This is a genomic window from Streptomyces sp. NPDC003248 (assembly GCF_055563235.1).
The window spans coordinates 133,827-149,041 of the sequence record NZ_JBVHDT010000018.1 but is presented as its reverse complement, the minus strand read 5'-3'; the positions used below and the strand labels follow the sequence as shown (position 1 = coordinate 149,041).

Below are 15,215 nucleotides of genomic sequence, written 5' to 3'. Positions count from 1 at the left end.
CCGGCCGCATCCGCCTGTGCCTGGGCGGCACGGAGCATCCGCTCGAAGGTGCCGTCCAGGGCCCACCGGCGGAAGCGGGTGTGCAGCGTGTGCCACGGACCGTATCGCTCGGGCACGTCCCGCCAAGCGGTGCCGGTCCGGAACTTCCACACGATCCCGTTGAGCACCCTGCGGTCGTCCAACCGCTTCCGCCCCCGCGACGACACAGGCAGCAACGACCGGACGAACTCCCACTCGGCGTCGGACAGTTCATGACGACGTATCACCCGACCATGATCCACCATCCAAGATCAATTGAAGACACCGCCTAGGCGTCGATGCGCGACCGGTCCAGTGTGGCCGCCGAGCTGGAGATGAACTCCTTGCGCGGTGCCACGTCGTTGCCCATGAGGAGGTCGAACACCTGCTCCGCCGCCTCCAGGTCGGAGAGGTTGATGCGGCGCAGGGTGCGGTGGCGCGGGTCCATCGTGGTCTCCGCCAGCTGGTCGGCGTCCATCTCGCCGAGACCCTTGTAGCGCTGGATGGTGTCCTTGTACCGGACGTTCTTGGTCTGGAACTCCATCAGCTTGTCCCGCAGCTCACGGTCCGAGTACGTGTACACGTACTTGTCCTGGCCCTTCTTGGGCTGGACGAGCTCGATGCGGTGCAGCGGCGGTACGGCGGCGAAGACCCGTCCGGCCTCCACCATGGGCCGCATGTAGCGCTGGAAGAGGGTCAGCAGCAGGCAGCGGATGTGAGAGCCGTCGACATCGGCGTCGGTCATCATGATGATCTTGCCGTAGCGGGCCGCGTCGATGTCGAAGGTGCGACCGGAACCCGCTCCTATGACCTGGATGATCGCCCCGCACTCGGCGTTCTTGAGCATGTCGGTCACGGAGGACTTCTGGACGTTGAGGATCTTGCCGCGGATCGGCAGCAGCGCCTGGAACTCGGAGTTCCGGGCGAGCTTGGCGGTACCGAGGGCGGAGTCCCCCTCGACGATGAACAGCTCGCTGCGGTCGACGTCGTCGCTGCGGCAGTCGGCGAGCTTGGCCGGCAGGGAGGAGGACTCCAGGGCCGTCTTGCGGCGCTGCGCGTCCTTGTGCTGGCGGGCCGCGATACGGGTGCGCGCGGCGGCGACCGCCTTCTCCATGACGACCCGGGCCTGGGCCGCGGCGTCCCGCTTCGTGGACGTCAGGAACGCCTTGAGCTCCCGGGTGATCACGGTGTTCACGATCCGGCGGGCCGCCGAGGTGCCGAGCACCTCCTTGGTCTGCCCCTCGAACTGCGGCTCGGCGAGCCGGACGGTGACGACCGCGGTCAGGCCCTCGAGCGCGTCGTCCTTGACGATGTCGTCCTCGGCGACGCGCAGCAGCTTCTTGGCGCGCAGGACCTCGTTCATGGTCTTGGCCACGGCCTGCTCGAAGCCGGCCACGTGGGTGCCGCCCTTGGGGGTGGCGATGATGTTGACGAACGAGCGCAGCGTGGTGTCGTAGCCCGTGCCCCAGCGCAGCGCCACGTCGACGCCGAGTTCGCGGGTGACCTCGGTCGGGGTCATCTGACCGTGGTCGTCCAGGACGGGGACGGTCTCCTTGAAGGTGCCCTGACCGGTGAAGCGGAGGACGTCGCAGACGGGCTTGTCGGTGGCCAGGTACTCGCAGAACTCGCTGATGCCGCCGTCGAAGCGGAAGGACTCCTCGCCCTTGCTGCCGCCCTCGCCGAGGCCGTACTCGTCGCGGACGACGATGGTCAGGCCGGGCACCAGGAACGCCGTCTGGCGGGCGCGCTGGTGCAGGTTCTCCAGGGAGAGCTTGGCGTCCTTGAGGAAGATCTGGCGGTCGGCCCAGTACCGCACGCGCGTGCCGGTGCGGGTCCTGGGGATCTTCTTGGCCTTGCGCAGGCCGCCCGCGGCCTCGAACCGGGCGTCCGGGCCGTCGGCCGCGAACGCGCCGGGGACACCGCGGCGGAAGCTGATCGCGTGCGTGTGCCCGCCGCGGTCGACCTCGACGTCGAGGCGGGCGGACAGGGCGTTCACCACGGAGGCACCCACACCGTGCAGACCGCCGGAGGCCGCGTAGGAGCCGCCTCCGAACTTGCCGCCGGCGTGCAGCTTGGTCATGACGACCTCGACGCCGGACAGGCCGGTCTTGGGTTCGACGTCGACGGGGATGCCCCGGCCGTTGTCGCGGACCTCCACCGAGCCGTCGTCGTGGAGGATCACCTCGATGTGGTCGCAGTAACCACCGAGGGCCTCGTCGACGGAGTTGTCGATGATCTCCCAGAGGCAGTGCATCAGGCCACGACTGTCGGTCGAGCCGATGTACATACCGGGGCGCTTGCGTACGGCCTCGAGGCCCTCGAGGACGAGCAGGTGCCGCGCGGTGTAGTTGGAACCGTCCCTGTCTGCTCCTGCCAGCAGCGCAGTGGACGGCACGGACGTCTCGGCGGTCACGCGGTTCGCTCCTCGCTGAATTTCAAGTGGGCCCTAGTGGGGAAGGGCGCGGCATCGGTCGCCGCCAAGAGGGTACCGAGGCCTGGTAGAGCCGTTGTAACGCCACCCTCGTCTGAACGCAGACTAGTCCAGAGTCGTATGAGTGTTCGATCCCTCGATGGAGTGAAGTACATATCACGTTCCCTTCGAGGCATGAACCATTTAGGCTCCGGGCACGTCCTCCTGAACAAACCGGCAATCCAGCCGGGAGGACGCGACCATGACCGACAGCGCGAAACCGTAAGACACACAGACACGCAATACGGCACATTCGCCGCCAAACCGGCAGCAGACGGCCACCTCGGAAGATTTTTTCGAGGAGAAGCCACGAGCGGGAACGTTTTGGGGCTGGTTGGATGTTGACCCTGGTACGACAGCTCGTCGAGCTAGAGAAGAGGCGACGTGACTACTGTTCTGACCCCCGCGAGCCCGCTGACGGCCGCTGACCGCTGCGACCGCTGCGGCGCCCAGGCGTACGTGCGCGTCGTCCTGCTCAGCGGCGGAGAACTGCTCTTCTGCGCCCACCACGGCCGCAAGTTCGAGCCGGAACTCAAGAAGATCGCCGCTGAGATACAGGACGAGACGGAGCGGCTGACGGCCGTTCCCGCTACCGCCTCCGAAGAAGAACGCTGACCGTTCGCGTCCCACGCGTTCCACGACGAGCAGCTCCGGCGCAGGCCGGCACGTGGGCGGCCGCCCCTGCATCCCAGGGGCGGCCGCCCGCACGTCGTTGCCCCGAGTCCCCGCCCGGCCGCGTCAGGCGGTCCTGGGCAGCTTCCGGGAGCCGGTGCTCCAGCCCAGGGTCCGGACCAGGTCGGACACCCGTGTGTAGACGCCCGGGCTCCCGGCCCGGCCGCAGCCGCTCCCCCAGGACACCAGCCCGACGAGCCGGCCCTTCGCCACCAGCGGTCCGCCGCTGTCGCCCTGACAGGCGTCGCGGCCGCCCCGCGCCTCCCCGGCGCACACCATGGTCCGCGCCACGTACCTGCCGTCGGTCGGGCCGGGATACGCCGCCTCGCAGAGGCTGTCGGCCAGCACATGGACGCGGGCGGCCCTCAGGCTGTGCGCGTAGGACCCGATGCCCGTGGTGTCGCCCCAGCCGTAGACCAGGGCCTCCGTCGCGGGCGCGTAGGCCGGATCGCCCGCCGCGGCCATGCCGATGACCGAGGACCGCGGGAGCGGCTCGGTGAGCTTGAGCACGGCGAAGTCCCCCGAGTTGGTCGAGGTGTCGTAGGCGGGGTTGACCCAGACCTCCCCCACGGGGATCTCCCGGCCCGTGTCCGAGTAGAGGTCCGTACGGCCCGCGACGACCTTCAGATCGGTCGCCCGCGGCGCCCCCAGGACTTCCTCCCCCATGCAGTGGGCCGCCGTGAGCACGGTGGACGGCCCTACCACCACACCCCCGCAGAACTGTCCCGACCGCATACCGCCGAACCGGTCACGGCTGGACAGCGCGACCGCCCAGGGGCTGGTGGAGACATCGACCGGGAAGCCACCCACGACGACGCCGTCCGACGGCGCCGGAGCGGCGGGTGCAGCCGCGACCAGCGGTATCGCCATGGCCGCGGCTGTCAGGACCAACGGCCGGGCCAGGGCCCGGACAAAGGAACGACGCATGAACGCTCCTCACTCTGGAGTGATCGATGAACACCCAGGGTGAGGCAGCTCGTGACACCGCGCACCCGCGCGGCCACGCCGACGGCCCGGCCCCCGCGGGGGAAGCCGACGGCCCGGCCCCCGCGGGGGAACCGGGCCGTCGCTGTCGTCGTGGCCGGGCCGCGTCTCAGTCGAGGTAGTCGCGCAGCACCTGCGAACGGGACGGGTGGCGCAGCTTCGACATCGTCTTGGACTCGATCTGGCGGATCCGCTCGCGCGTGACGCCGTACACCTTGCCGATCTCGTCGAGGGTCTTCGGCTGACCGTCGGTGAGACCGAAGCGCATGGAGACGACGCCCGCCTCGCGCTCCGAGAGCGTGTCGAGGACCGAGTGCAGCTGCTCCTGGAGGAGCGTGAAGCTGACCGCGTCGGCCGGGACGACGGCCTCGGAGTCCTCGATGAGGTCACCGAACTCGCTGTCGCCGTCCTCACCGAGGGGGGTGTGCAGCGAGATGGGCTCGCGGCCGTACTTCTGGACCTCGATGACCTTCTCCGGGGTCATGTCGAGTTCCTTGGCCAGCTCCTCCGGGGTGGGCTCACGGCCCAGGTCCTGGAGCATCTGGCGCTGGACGCGCGCGAGCTTGTTAATGACCTCGACCATGTGCACCGGGATACGGATGGTGCGGGCCTGGTCGGCCATGGCACGGGTGATCGCCTGACGGATCCACCAGGTGGCGTACGTGGAGAACTTGTAGCCCTTGGTGTAGTCGAACTTCTCGACCGCGCGGATCAGACCGAGGTTGCCCTCCTGGATGAGGTCCAGGAAGAGCATGCCGCGACCGGTGTACCGCTTGGCCAGGGAGACCACGAGGCGGAGGTTGGCCTCCAGGAGGTGGTTCTTGGCGCGGCGGCCGTCCTCGGCGATGATCTCCAGCTCGCGCTTGAGCTTCGGGGCGAGCTTGTCGGCGTTGGCCAGCTTGTCCTCGGCGAAGAGACCGGCCTCGATGCGTTTGGCGAGTTCGACCTCCTGCTCGGCGTTGAGCAGGGGGACCTTGCCGATCTGCTTGAGGTAGTCCTTGACCGGGTCGGCGGTGGCACCGGCGGCCGCGACCTGCTGTGCGGGGGCGTCGTCCTCGTCCTCGTCGGAGAGCACGAAGCCGGCGCTCTCGGCGCCCTCGGGCTCGTCGCCCGCCTTGGGCGCCTCCTCCAGCACCTCGTCCTCGAGGAGCTCGACGTCGTCCTTCTTGGCGGAGGTCTTCTTGGCCGCCGTCTTCTTGGCGGGGGCGGCCTTCTTCGCGGCCGCCTTCTTGGCGACCGTCTTCTTGGCAGCCGCCTTCTTCGCGGGGGCGGCTTCGTCTGCGGGGTCGTCCGCAGCGGGCGCGACCGGGGCGGCGGGCGTGGTGGCCTTCCTGGTGGTCACCGTCTTGGCCGCGACCGTCTTGGTCGCGGTGCGCTTGGCCGGACTCTTCGCTGCGACGCTCTTTCGGGTGCGCTTGGGCTCCGCGGCACTGACCATCAGCGTCACACCCTCTTCCTCGAGGATCTGGTTGAGGCTGCGCAGTACGTTCTTCCACTGAGTGGCCGGAATCTGGTCAGCTTCGAAGGCCCGACGCACATCGTCGCCGGCGATCTGCCCCTCAGCCTTTCCCCGCTCAATGAGCGCCATGACAGAGACGGACTCGGCGATCTCCGGCGGGAGCGTACGGGATGTGCTGGCCGACACGAACAACCTCTCGGAACGTTGGAAAACGGCTTCCGGCCCCGTCCGGTGTGGACAGGAGCCGACCACCGGCCTGGGGATGGGCCGACGGTGCGGGCGGGGGCCGGGGAGTTCCACAGCGCCTTGAACGGCGTCCGTATTCCCTCCGCGGCTGTCACCTCTTAGGTCATCGCGTTGTTTCCACGAGCGTTACGCCCAATCTTCGTGGCCCGAGTCACACCCCGTAAGCGCTCAAAAACGGTCAGACGCGGGCGTAAAAGGTCACCAGCGACGTCTACCCATGCCGCGGCGGCCCAACCCGCCCCGTCGCACCGTCGGACCCCGCAGGCCCGTGATCGGGTCCTGCGGGGTCCGACGGAGGGCGGGGCGGCGACTGAGGGTGACACGTGGGAGGCAAGCCTCACCGGCCCTGCCGCCCGCGGTGCGCGCTCAGTGCTCGCGTGGCGCCGGAACGACGCGCTCCACCTCCGGGTGGACGGTGAGCAGCTGGCGCATGGCGGCTTCCGCCCCGGCGCCGTCGCCCGCGGCGAGGGCGTCGACGATCCTGCCGTGGTGCGCCAGGGACGTCTCGGTCGGCCGGTCACAGCCCGTGACGGGGCCTCCCGACACCTGCAAGGCGGCCGACACGATCCCGGAAAGGTGCTCCAGCATGCGGTTGCCCGCGATCTGGATGAGCAGCGAGTGGAACTCGGCGTCGGCGCGGGAGTAGGTGAGCGCGTCGCCCTGCCCCATGGCGTGCCCCATGATCTCGACCATGTCGGCCAGCCGCTGCTGGACCTCCTCGCGCCCGTGTCCGGCGGCGAGGCGGGCGGCGAGCGGCTCGATCGTCCACCGCAGCTCGCTCAGCTCGCGCCGCTGGTCGTCGCGCTGCGGACCGAAGGCCCGCCATTCGATGATGTCCGGATCGAGGAGGTTCCAGTCACTCACGGGGCGCACGCGCGTGCCCACGTTCGGCCGGGCGCTGACCAGGCCCTTGGCTTCGAGGACGCGGAGCGACTCGCGCACGACGGTGCGGGAGACCTCGAAGCGCTGGCCGATCTCCTCGGGCACGAGCGGGCGGTCGGCGCCCAGATCGCCGGACACGATCATCTGGCCCAACTGCTGGACGAGTTGGCCGTGCAGCCCGCGTCCGCGGCTGCCCGCGGCACGTCGGCCCACACGGCCCAGCTCGGGGTCCGCGCCCTCCCAGACAGGGGCTCCGACGCGGTCCGCGGCGGGAGCCTCGGCGTAGGGGTAGCGGTCGAGATCGCCCGGGCCGGCCAGACCGGAGTCGGCGGAGCGGGCGGCGGTCATCATGGTGTGCGCAAGGGTACTCACGCATCCTTTGTCGGCGTCGCCTCCAACTCCCTTGAGGTCTTTGGTGAAAAGCACACGAAAGGGTGATCGCTCACGACGCCGCAATTGACGCCTTATCGGAAAGAAACGGGCTTTCTGCGGGGAGTTGTGCACATGCGGAGTCCGGATGCGCACGAACAGTCGTCATCGGACCCGGCTGCGCAGCGTCGTGAGCACGTACGTGCACAGCAACGCGGCCAAGGCCAACGCCAGCGCTCCGCCCACGGGTTGGCCGACCACCCGGCCCGCCGCGGTCAGGTAGCGTTCCCCGCCGAAGGGCCACTGCAACAGGAACAGCTCGCGCGCACGGACCGAAAATCCCGCCGCGGTGCGCACGGACGCGCTCTCCACCGCTTTCTGCACGAGGGGTACACCGACCACGGGCACGGCGAGGACCGCGGCGAGCCCGGCCGTGGTGGACCGGAAGACACCCGCCGCCAGGACGCCGGCCCAGGCACAGCCGACGACGAGCGCGACCCAGCTCGCGCTCAGCGCCGGCCAGTCCTCGGGATCCTTCGCGAACTCCCGTCCGTGGACGAGGTAGAGCACTTCGGCGTCACAGCCCACGGTCAGGAAGGCCATCATCACCGCGGTGACCGCGGTGACGACGAGCTTCGCGGTCAGCAGGCCCAGCCTGCGGGGCACGGTGCCGCGGTCCGCGGCGAGGGCGGGGTGGCGGAACTCGTCGCCGAAGGCGAGCGCGCCGACCAGGCCGGCACCGAGCGCCGCCGGGGGCAGCGGCAGGTGCGCGGGCCAGGCGGCCAGCAGCCGCGGGTGGGGGGTGTGGCCGATACGGGCCAGCAGAAGGGTGGTGACGGCGGAGACGATCAGCACGGCGGCCGTGGTGAGGAAGCCGGTGCTGATGCCGGAGGCGCGGCGCACCTCGTAGCGCAGGGGGCGCAGGGGGCTGGGGGCGGGACGGACGGAGATGGGAGGCGGGAGGGCGGGCAGGGCCTCGCCGGCGGGCGTGGCTGACGCTTCGCCTGCGCCCGCGGCCGGCGCCTCGGCGCCCAGGGGCGGCTGTACGTCGCGGGAGGCGGGCGGCGGCATCTCACCTGCGACGGCGGGCGGCGCCTCGCCGGTGACGGCGGGCGGCGCCTCGCGGGCGGTGGCGGGCGATGCCTCACGGGCAGTGGCGGGCGGCGCCTCGCCGGTGACGGCCGCCGGTGCCTCATCTGTGGCTGGCCGGGGTCCGGTGGCGGATGCCCGGGCTCCGGCGGCAGTGGCGGTGGGGACGGGGACGGCGGCCGCGTCAGCCGTGCCGGGGGGCGTGGCCTCGGCTGCCGGAGCGGAGGGCTCGGTCCGGTCCCGCTTGCGGGGCGTGCCCGTGCCGCGGGAGGCCGCACGGTTCGCCGGCTGGTGCGGCACCGGCGAAGGCCGCCGCTCGCCGCCGACCGCGGCGAGGGCCGGGTTGGCGGCCGCGGCTTGCGTGGCCGGGGCTTGCGTGGTCTCGCCCGGCGGGCGGGCGCCCTCCCGGGCCTCCGGGCACTCCTGTGCGGCACCCGGCCCCATGTCTCCTACCTCGTCCGCGAGTTGATGCACGAGGATGCCGTGCCGGAACGCCGTCTCGCCCACGTCCGCGCACGTACTGCCGTACACGGAGAGCCGGTTGCCGCCTTCCTGCACGACCTCGACGGAACGCCTCCCGGTGCGGGCCTCCTTGGCGAGCAGGGCGGCGAGGCGGGCGGCGTGGGGGCTGCGGACGGCGACGCGGGGGCGCAGCCGGGTGCGGGCGAAGTCGCGGGCTTCCTGGTCGGCCACGAGTCTGCCCTGGTCCAGGGTGACGACCCGGTCGGCGATGCGCGTGGCCTCCTTGGAGTCCGCCGTGGTCGACAGGACGGTGCCGCCCTGGGCGGCGTGCGCGCGCAGCATGCCGTGCAGCCACCGGCTCTCGCGCTCGGAGAGCCCCTCGGCGGGGTTGTCGAGGACGAGCGTGTGGGGGTCGGCGAGAAGGGCGCAGGCCAGACCGAGCCGGCGGTCCATGCCGCGGGAGAGTGTGCCGAGACGCTCCTCGCGGAGGCTGACGATGCCGACCACCTCGAGGACTTCGTCGGCCCGGCGGGCCGGCACGCCCGCAGCCGCGCACAGCATGCGCAGATGGCCGCGGACCGTACGGGCGGGATGTCCCGGCACGTCGCCCAGGAGCACGCCGACCTCGCGCGAGGGATGGGCGATGCGGTGCAGGGGGCGCCCTCTGAAGTAGGTGACGCCACGGCCCTGTTGGAGTTCGAGCATGAGCCTCAGCGCCGTGGTCTTGCCCGCGCCCGGCGCACCGAGCAGCACGGTGACGCGACCGGCCCGCGCCTCGAAGGAGACGTCGTCGAGGGCGGGCGGAAGCTCGTTGCGGGGATTGCTGGTCAGTCCGAAGGCCTGGATCACCCGTAGCAAGGTAGCGCAGTATGTCCCATTTTCTGGTATCGCGCGCCTTTATGTGCAGTTAGTGGTGCGCGCTTGTCACACCTCGGGGCGCAGCATCGGCGGGTTGAGCAGGGTCGCGCCGCCGGCCCGGAAGAGCTGGGCGGGGCGGCCGCCCTGCCGTGTGGTGGTGCCGCCCGTCGGAACCAGGAAGCCGGGGGTGCCCGTCACCTTGCGGTGGAAGTTGCGCGGGTCCAGCGCCACGCCCCATACCGCTTCGTAGACGCGGCGCAGCTCACCGACGGTGAACTCGGTGGGGCAGAACGCGGTCGCCAGCGACGAATACTCGATCTTGGAGCGGGCGCGTTCCACACCGTCCGCCAGGATCTGGGCATGATCGAAGGCCAGCGGCACGGCCGGTTCACCCTCGCGGCCGTAACCGCCCGGTTCCAGCAGTTCCTCGACCGGTGCCCAGCGCGCGTTGCTGGCGTCGCCACCGGCCCGGGGGGCGGGCAGGTCCGGGGCGAGCGCCAGGTGGGCGACGCTGACGACACGCATCCGGGGATCGCGCTCGGGGTCGCCGTAGGTGGCGAGCTGTTCCAGATGGGCGCCGTAGTCCTGGGCGGGGGCGGAGGGGTCGTGGGCGTGCAGTCCGGTCTCCTCCGCCAGTTCGCGCGCCGCGGCCTGGGAGAGGTTCTCGTCGGCCCGTACGAAGCCGCCCGGCAGGGCCCACCGGCCCTGGTACGGCGGCTCGCCCCGGCGCACCGCCAGCGCACACAGGGCATGGCGGCGCACGGTCAGCACGACCAGGTCCACGGTGACGGCGAAGGGCGGAAAGGCTGACGGGTCGTAGGGCATGCGGTGATCATAGTCGTCTCCCTGACGATAAACACTCCCTTCGCCGACCGCTTCGGTGGCTGATCGACTCCGGTTCGGCACGGCTGCCGGCGTCCGGTCCCCGCTGCTGCCGAAGCCGAGCGTCATTCCAGGTCACACCCCCAATTGCAGTCCATCGGCCGCTTCCTCCACCAGGGCGAGTCCGAGCCTGCTGACCCGTACGGAGAACGGAGCGCCCGCGACCCGCAGGCCCGTCAGCGCGATCTCCCCGAGGGGTGCGCTGCGCATGGGACGCAGGGTGACGGTCCCCGACGGGGCGTCGGGGCGGATGCCCACCACGGTGGCCAGCATCAGGACCCCGGCTGCGGCCGCGGTGGCCGCCGGACGGCACGCGGCCGGGTGGGGCAGCGGCGCGCTCCCCTCGGTGCGCTGCTCCCCCGCGTACATCTCGGGGAGGCGGTGTCCGAAGGCCTCGGCCGCGGACAGGACGCCGCGCAGCAGGGAGCCCGCTTCCTTCTCGTAGCCCGCGGCGGTCAGGCCCGCGACGGCGACCGCCGTCTCGTGCACCCGCACGGCGCCGCTGCGGTGACCGAAGGGGTTGTGGCCCGTCTCCCTCGCCCCCAGTCCGCGCAGCCCCCAGCCCGAGTCCATGACCGGGCTGCCGAGGAGCCGGACGAGCTGCTCGGTCCGCACCTCGTCCAGCAGCCCGGGGGCGTGCTCGCCGCCGCCCAGCAGTCCCGTGTCCAGCAGGTGAGCGGCGGTCGCGCCCAGGTACGGCACCGGGCGCCCGTCCGGTGTGCGGGCGGCGGCGGGCCGGCCGCCGCCCGGGTCGTCGATCCAGAAGTCACGCCGGAACGCGGCCCGCAGCGCTCCCGCCCAGTCCCGCAGCCCGCTCCCGCCCGGTCTGCCGCAGGCGTCGAGGAGGTCGGCGCCGAGCAGTGCCGCGCGGTGGGCGTGGGCCTGCGTCTCGCAGCGGGCGGGGCCGCCGGGCTGAGGATCGGGCAGGTGGGTTCCCTCCCCCACGGCGGCCCGTAGCCAGGTGAGGCAGCGTTCGGCCGTCGGCAGCAGTTCCTCGGTCTCCCGGTCGGGCAGTCCCCAACGGCGGGCCTCCGCGAGGAGCACCGGAAACAGCAGGGTGGCCTCGGTGCCCGTGCAGCCCGGCGGCAGGTGCGGCCCCGCGTCGCGCCGGGGGCCGGGGATCAGGCCCGCTCTCGGTCCCCGGCCGGTGATCTGGGTGCGGGCGAGGGTGCGGAGCGTGCCCGCGGCGAGCCGGGTACCGAGGGGCAGCGCCATACGGGCCGCGGCGAGCGCCTCGGCCGGGGCGAGCCCGCAGCGCCACGGTGCTCCCGCCGCCGGGTGCGTGTCCACGGGGTGTGCGGGGTCACGCACCAGCAGGGCCCGCAGGTCCTCGACGCTCCTGCTCAGCAGTGCGGGGACACGCGGGTCGTCGGCCGTCGCCCGCGCGGCGGCCAGCGGATTGGTCGCGGCGCGGGCCACGGCTCGCACCGGCCCGGCGCCGTCCAGACGGACCCTCAGCTCCACGGTGACGCTGCCGCCGGGCGGCACGTCGAACTCCCATCGAAGGAGCCCCGCGGAGGCGAGCGCGTCGGCGGGCGGCGGGTCGGCGGTGACGGACGACGTCCCGCCGTCGCCGGTCCAGCGCAGGCCGGAGTCATGGACGCTGGCGGGCAGCTCGGGACCGACGGCGCCGGCCGCGATCGCCCCGAGGTCGGCGAGGTCCGTGCCGAGGGACACCTCGACCGGCAGGCGCAGCGGACGCGTGGCGGCACTGTGCAGGGTGATCCGCTCCGTCCCGTCCGCGGTGCGGGTCCGTTCGACCACGAGGTCCGGGTCCGGACCCCCGTGCGGGGCGGCCCGCAGAGTGCCGACGAAGCGGGCCCGGTCGGCCGAGGTCATCCGGGCCTGCACCCCGAGCGGTTCGCGTCCGGCCACCCGGACCTCGCAGCGGGCCAGGATGCGCCGCCCCGACCGGTAGTACCCCTCCAGCCCGTGTCCGGTCAGCTGCCCCCGCTCGGTGGAGACGGCGAGTCCCGGCAGGGCGACGCAGATCATCGCCGTGTGCGCGGCGGGCAGATCGGTGGAGCGGCGCGGCACCGAGGCGGCCGGCGGCACCGCGCCCCGGGGCACGGCGGGGGCGGGCGGACGTGTTGTGCGGGGCGGCGGAAGGGGCCCGTCCGTGAACGGCGGTTCGGCGCCCGGGGAGCGGACGGGCTCGTACCTGTCGGAGGCGGGACGTGGGTCGACGGCGGAGGGCGGAGTCGGCTGATGCATACGGTGGCTTCTTCTGCTCTCTGTGCGCCTCGGGCATGGTCGGCGCCGGTGGAAGGCTCCGGCACGAAGGGTGCGCTGTGGCGGTACGTCCCGTACGGGCGTTCCGCCACTCAGGTGAACGGGGCGGGGCTCTCCCAGGTCACGCCCGAGGCGGGGGTCACCACCGAATGGCGGCGCGGGTGGGTGGGCGGCCGGCGGCTGGCGGCCGCGGGTCACCGGCGGCAGGTCGCAGGTCATCGGCCGCAGGTCGGTTCCTCGGCGGGACGGTTCGTAGGAGGGACGGCCGTGGGACAGGTCGCCAGGTGGTGGGGTGCCGGACGGCCGCGGCGGGACGGACGCCGGACGGCCACTCGGCTTTGCGTGTCGGACGGCCAGGCGCCGGACGGCCGCCCAGCGAACGGATGCTGGACGGGTGCTCGCCAGACGGGCGCCGGACGGGTACTCGTCGAACGGGCGCCGGACAGGTGCTCGGTGAACGGGTGCCGATGGCCGAGCGCCCGTGCGTCGGCCTCGCCCGGCGCGGTACCGACGGAGCCTCACCCCACCTCTTTCGTCTCACCCCCGTCGGCCCGCACGCCGTCCGTGCAGGCACCTCGAGACCGACCTGAGGTTCGGGTCGCGCCCCGGGAACGGGGTCGGGACTCGCCCCGTGCGGGTGCGGCGGGACCCGTGCCACGGGCAGGGGTGCGGGGGCGGAGCGTGTCGGCTCGTGGCTCGGGACGTTGCCCGGCCGCCTCCGCCCGCGGGTGGCCGCCGGCGGTCCCCGAGGAGCGCGTACGGCGACGGCGACGGCCTGTCGCCGGCCCGGTCGCCGCCGGAGCCGTCCCCGCCGACTCGGCCACCGGTGCGCTCACGTGCGGCGGGTCGGACGCCGTGACATCCTCCGCCACACCGCGAGCATCGGGGCCGTCGGCCTCGCCGTCCGCATGGCCGCCACGCCACCCGTCGGCCCTCTCCCCTTCCGTGTCCTCGAGCGAAGGGTCGGCCCGCTCCGTCCCGCTCCGGCCGCGTCCCGCGCGTTCCGAGCGCAGGCAGCGCCGGACCGACTCCGGGTCGAGGCCCTCGTTGCAGGCCTGGTGCAGCAGGCGTGCGAAGAGGTAGTCGGGGTCCGCGCCCAGGGCCATGGCGAGGGCCTCCCGGGCCTCCAACTCGTCACCGCTGGACCAGGCGACCCACCCCGCGAGCGTGAGCGGCGCCGCCGCGTGTTCCGCGTAGGACCCGACGCAACGGCGTGCGAGGGCGCGCCACAGCCGTAGAGCGGGGGCTGCCTCGTCGCCCTCCATCCACTCGGCCGCGCGGTCGCGGGTCACTCGGTCCTGGAGGCCGAGAATGAGCGTCGCCGCCTCGTCCGGGGCCAGCAGTTCGTCGTCCCGGTGATCCGCCACAAGGGCCCCGGTCACGGGCGGCGCCTCGGTGAGGCGCCGCATGACGCGGGCGGCCAGCGCGATCGTCTCCTCCCTCACGGCCGCACGGCTCTCGTCCTCGAGGATCCGGGGCACCAGCGCCCTGCCGGCGGTGTCGAGCGCGAGTTCCTGCTCCAGCGCCGCACCGTTCTCCAGAGGGAGCAGGCGGGCCCTCAGCTCCCTCAGCGTGCCGCGGACCTGAATGCCGGCGTAGGTGGCCGCCGCCGCCATGACGGACGTGCCGGGCAGGCCCATCGGCACCCCCTCCACCGGGCAGCAGCCCTGGCCCGCGCAGCAGTAGGACCAGAAGCGGCCCTCGGAGATGCACAGAGCCTCGATGACGGGGATGTCGAGCCGGCCGCATTCGATGCGGAGTTGCTGGGCCAGCGGCCGGAGCCGCTCCATGACCTGGCGGCCCGTCCCGCCCTTCGCCGGTTCCTGGCAGAGATAGGCGACCATCTGGGCGGGACGGGCGCCCCTGCGTTCACTGCCCGTCACCAGTCCCTGCGCCAACTGCCTGGCCACGGCGGCCCAGTCGTCCGGGCTCGTGGGGATGCCGAGCCGGGCGCGCCCTCCGAACCGGCCCCGCCCGTCCCGGTCGTGCAGGGCGACCAGGACGATGCTGTCCTCGGGCCGGTATCCGAGCAGGTAGGGAAGGGCGTCGGCGAGTTCCGCCGGGGTGCGCAGGGTCACTTGGTGTGCGGGGCCCCCGTCGTACGACGGTTGCCGCCCTTCGTACGGGGCTCGCCCGTCGCACGGGTCATGGCCGTCGTACGGAACACGACCGTCGTACCCGACCCGGCCGTCATGCGTAGGTCCATCCTGTACGTCGTATCCGTCAGCGCCGATGATGTCGCCGTTCTCGGAGGATCCCGTGGTTTCGCTGTGGTTCGTCATGCGACGACGATCTCGCGGATCGCCATCCTCCGCTTTGCCCTGTGGATAAGTCCGAGCAGGGACACGTCAACCACAGGCCGTTCGTCATGGCGTCCGCGTCCTCTGCCATCCTCGGGTGGTGCTCCGGACCGATCCCACGGGCGTCGCGTTCTTCGACGTCGACGGCGCGGCACCCTCGTCGTGTTCGGCCGGCTCGACGAGCTCCCCGTGGTCGCGGGCACCGTGGAGACCGTGCACGGCGATGGCGTATGCCGCCCCGGACGGACCGCCGGGCCGCCCCGCCGGTCCGGGACGGTGACGTGAGGGGAGG

The 15,215-nt window shown here is 72.5% G+C and carries 10 protein-coding genes; 1 reads left to right on the top strand and 9 read right to left on the bottom strand.

Features of this window, described 5'->3' with window-relative positions:
- Together ACZ3KJ_RS31260 and ACZ3KJ_RS31255 are read right to left on the bottom strand one after the other, a co-directional pair.
- On the bottom strand, window positions 1–266 hold a 266-nt coding region (locus tag ACZ3KJ_RS31260; protein ID WP_467531906.1), incomplete at its 3' end, for a transposase.
- 41 nt (window positions 267–307) lie between these two features.
- Window positions 308–2,431, bottom strand: a complete 2,124-nt coding sequence (locus tag ACZ3KJ_RS31255; protein WP_467531905.1) for a DNA gyrase/topoisomerase IV subunit B — start codon at window positions 2,429–2,431, stop codon at window positions 308–310.
- Window positions 2,432–2,872: 441 nt separating this feature from the next.
- Here ACZ3KJ_RS31255 and ACZ3KJ_RS31250 point away from each other — a divergent pair, with 441 nt between their 5' ends.
- Window positions 2,873–3,103, top strand: a complete 231-nt coding sequence (locus ACZ3KJ_RS31250; RefSeq protein ID WP_385064691.1) for a DUF7455 domain-containing protein — start codon at window positions 2,873–2,875, stop codon at window positions 3,101–3,103.
- Window positions 3,104–3,226: 123 nt separating this feature from the next.
- Here the strand turns inward: ACZ3KJ_RS31250 and ACZ3KJ_RS31245 are convergent, their stop codons facing one another.
- From ACZ3KJ_RS31245 to ACZ3KJ_RS31215, 7 genes are all read right to left on the bottom strand, one after another.
- Window positions 3,227–4,087: a S1 family serine peptidase gene (locus ACZ3KJ_RS31245; protein WP_467531903.1), complete on the bottom strand. Its 861-nt coding sequence runs from the start codon at window positions 4,085–4,087 to the stop codon at window positions 3,227–3,229.
- 166 nt (window positions 4,088–4,253) lie between these two features.
- The gene (locus tag ACZ3KJ_RS31240) at window positions 4,254–5,789 is read right to left on the bottom strand and encodes an RNA polymerase sigma factor (protein WP_467531902.1); all 1,536 of its coding nucleotides are present in this window, start codon (window positions 5,787–5,789) and stop codon (window positions 4,254–4,256) included.
- 426 nt (window positions 5,790–6,215) lie between these two features.
- The gene (locus ACZ3KJ_RS31235; protein WP_467531901.1) at window positions 6,216–7,103 is read right to left on the bottom strand and encodes a FadR/GntR family transcriptional regulator; all 888 of its coding nucleotides are present in this window, start codon (window positions 7,101–7,103) and stop codon (window positions 6,216–6,218) included.
- 162 nt (window positions 7,104–7,265) lie between these two features.
- Window positions 7,266–9,500, bottom strand: a complete 2,235-nt coding sequence (locus tag ACZ3KJ_RS31230; RefSeq protein ID WP_467531900.1) for an ABC transporter ATP-binding protein — start codon at window positions 9,498–9,500, stop codon at window positions 7,266–7,268.
- Window positions 9,501–9,575: 75 nt separating this feature from the next.
- Window positions 9,576–10,334 (bottom strand): NUDIX hydrolase, encoded by a 759-nt coding sequence (locus tag ACZ3KJ_RS31225; RefSeq protein ID WP_389515751.1) that lies wholly within the window; start codon window positions 10,332–10,334, stop codon window positions 9,576–9,578.
- A gap of 132 nt (window positions 10,335–10,466) precedes the next feature.
- The gene (locus ACZ3KJ_RS31220) at window positions 10,467–12,386 is read right to left on the bottom strand and encodes a glycogen debranching N-terminal domain-containing protein (RefSeq protein ID WP_467531911.1); all 1,920 of its coding nucleotides are present in this window, start codon (window positions 12,384–12,386) and stop codon (window positions 10,467–10,469) included.
- 755 nt (window positions 12,387–13,141) lie between these two features.
- Window positions 13,142–14,905, bottom strand: coding sequence for a DUF4192 domain-containing protein (locus tag ACZ3KJ_RS31215; protein WP_467531898.1), 1,764 nt, complete (start codon window positions 14,903–14,905; stop codon window positions 13,142–13,144).
- Between the last annotated feature and the right edge of the window lie 310 nt (window positions 14,906–15,215).

Excerpts from the sequence above, each read along its gene's own strand:
- ACZ3KJ_RS31225 (WP_389515751.1), bottom strand. The coding sequence starts at position 10,334 with ATGCCCTACGACCCGTCAGCCTTTCCGCCCTTCGCCGTCACCGTGGAC.
- ACZ3KJ_RS31220 (WP_467531911.1), bottom strand. The coding sequence starts at position 12,386 with ATGATCTGCGTCGCCCTGCCGGGACTCGCCGTCTCCACCGAGCGGGGG.
- ACZ3KJ_RS31215 (WP_467531898.1), bottom strand. The coding sequence starts at position 14,905 with ATGACGAACCACAGCGAAACCACGGGATCCTCCGAGAACGGCGACATC.
- ACZ3KJ_RS31245 (WP_467531903.1), bottom strand. The coding sequence starts at position 4,087 with ATGCGTCGTTCCTTTGTCCGGGCCCTGGCCCGGCCGTTGGTCCTGACA.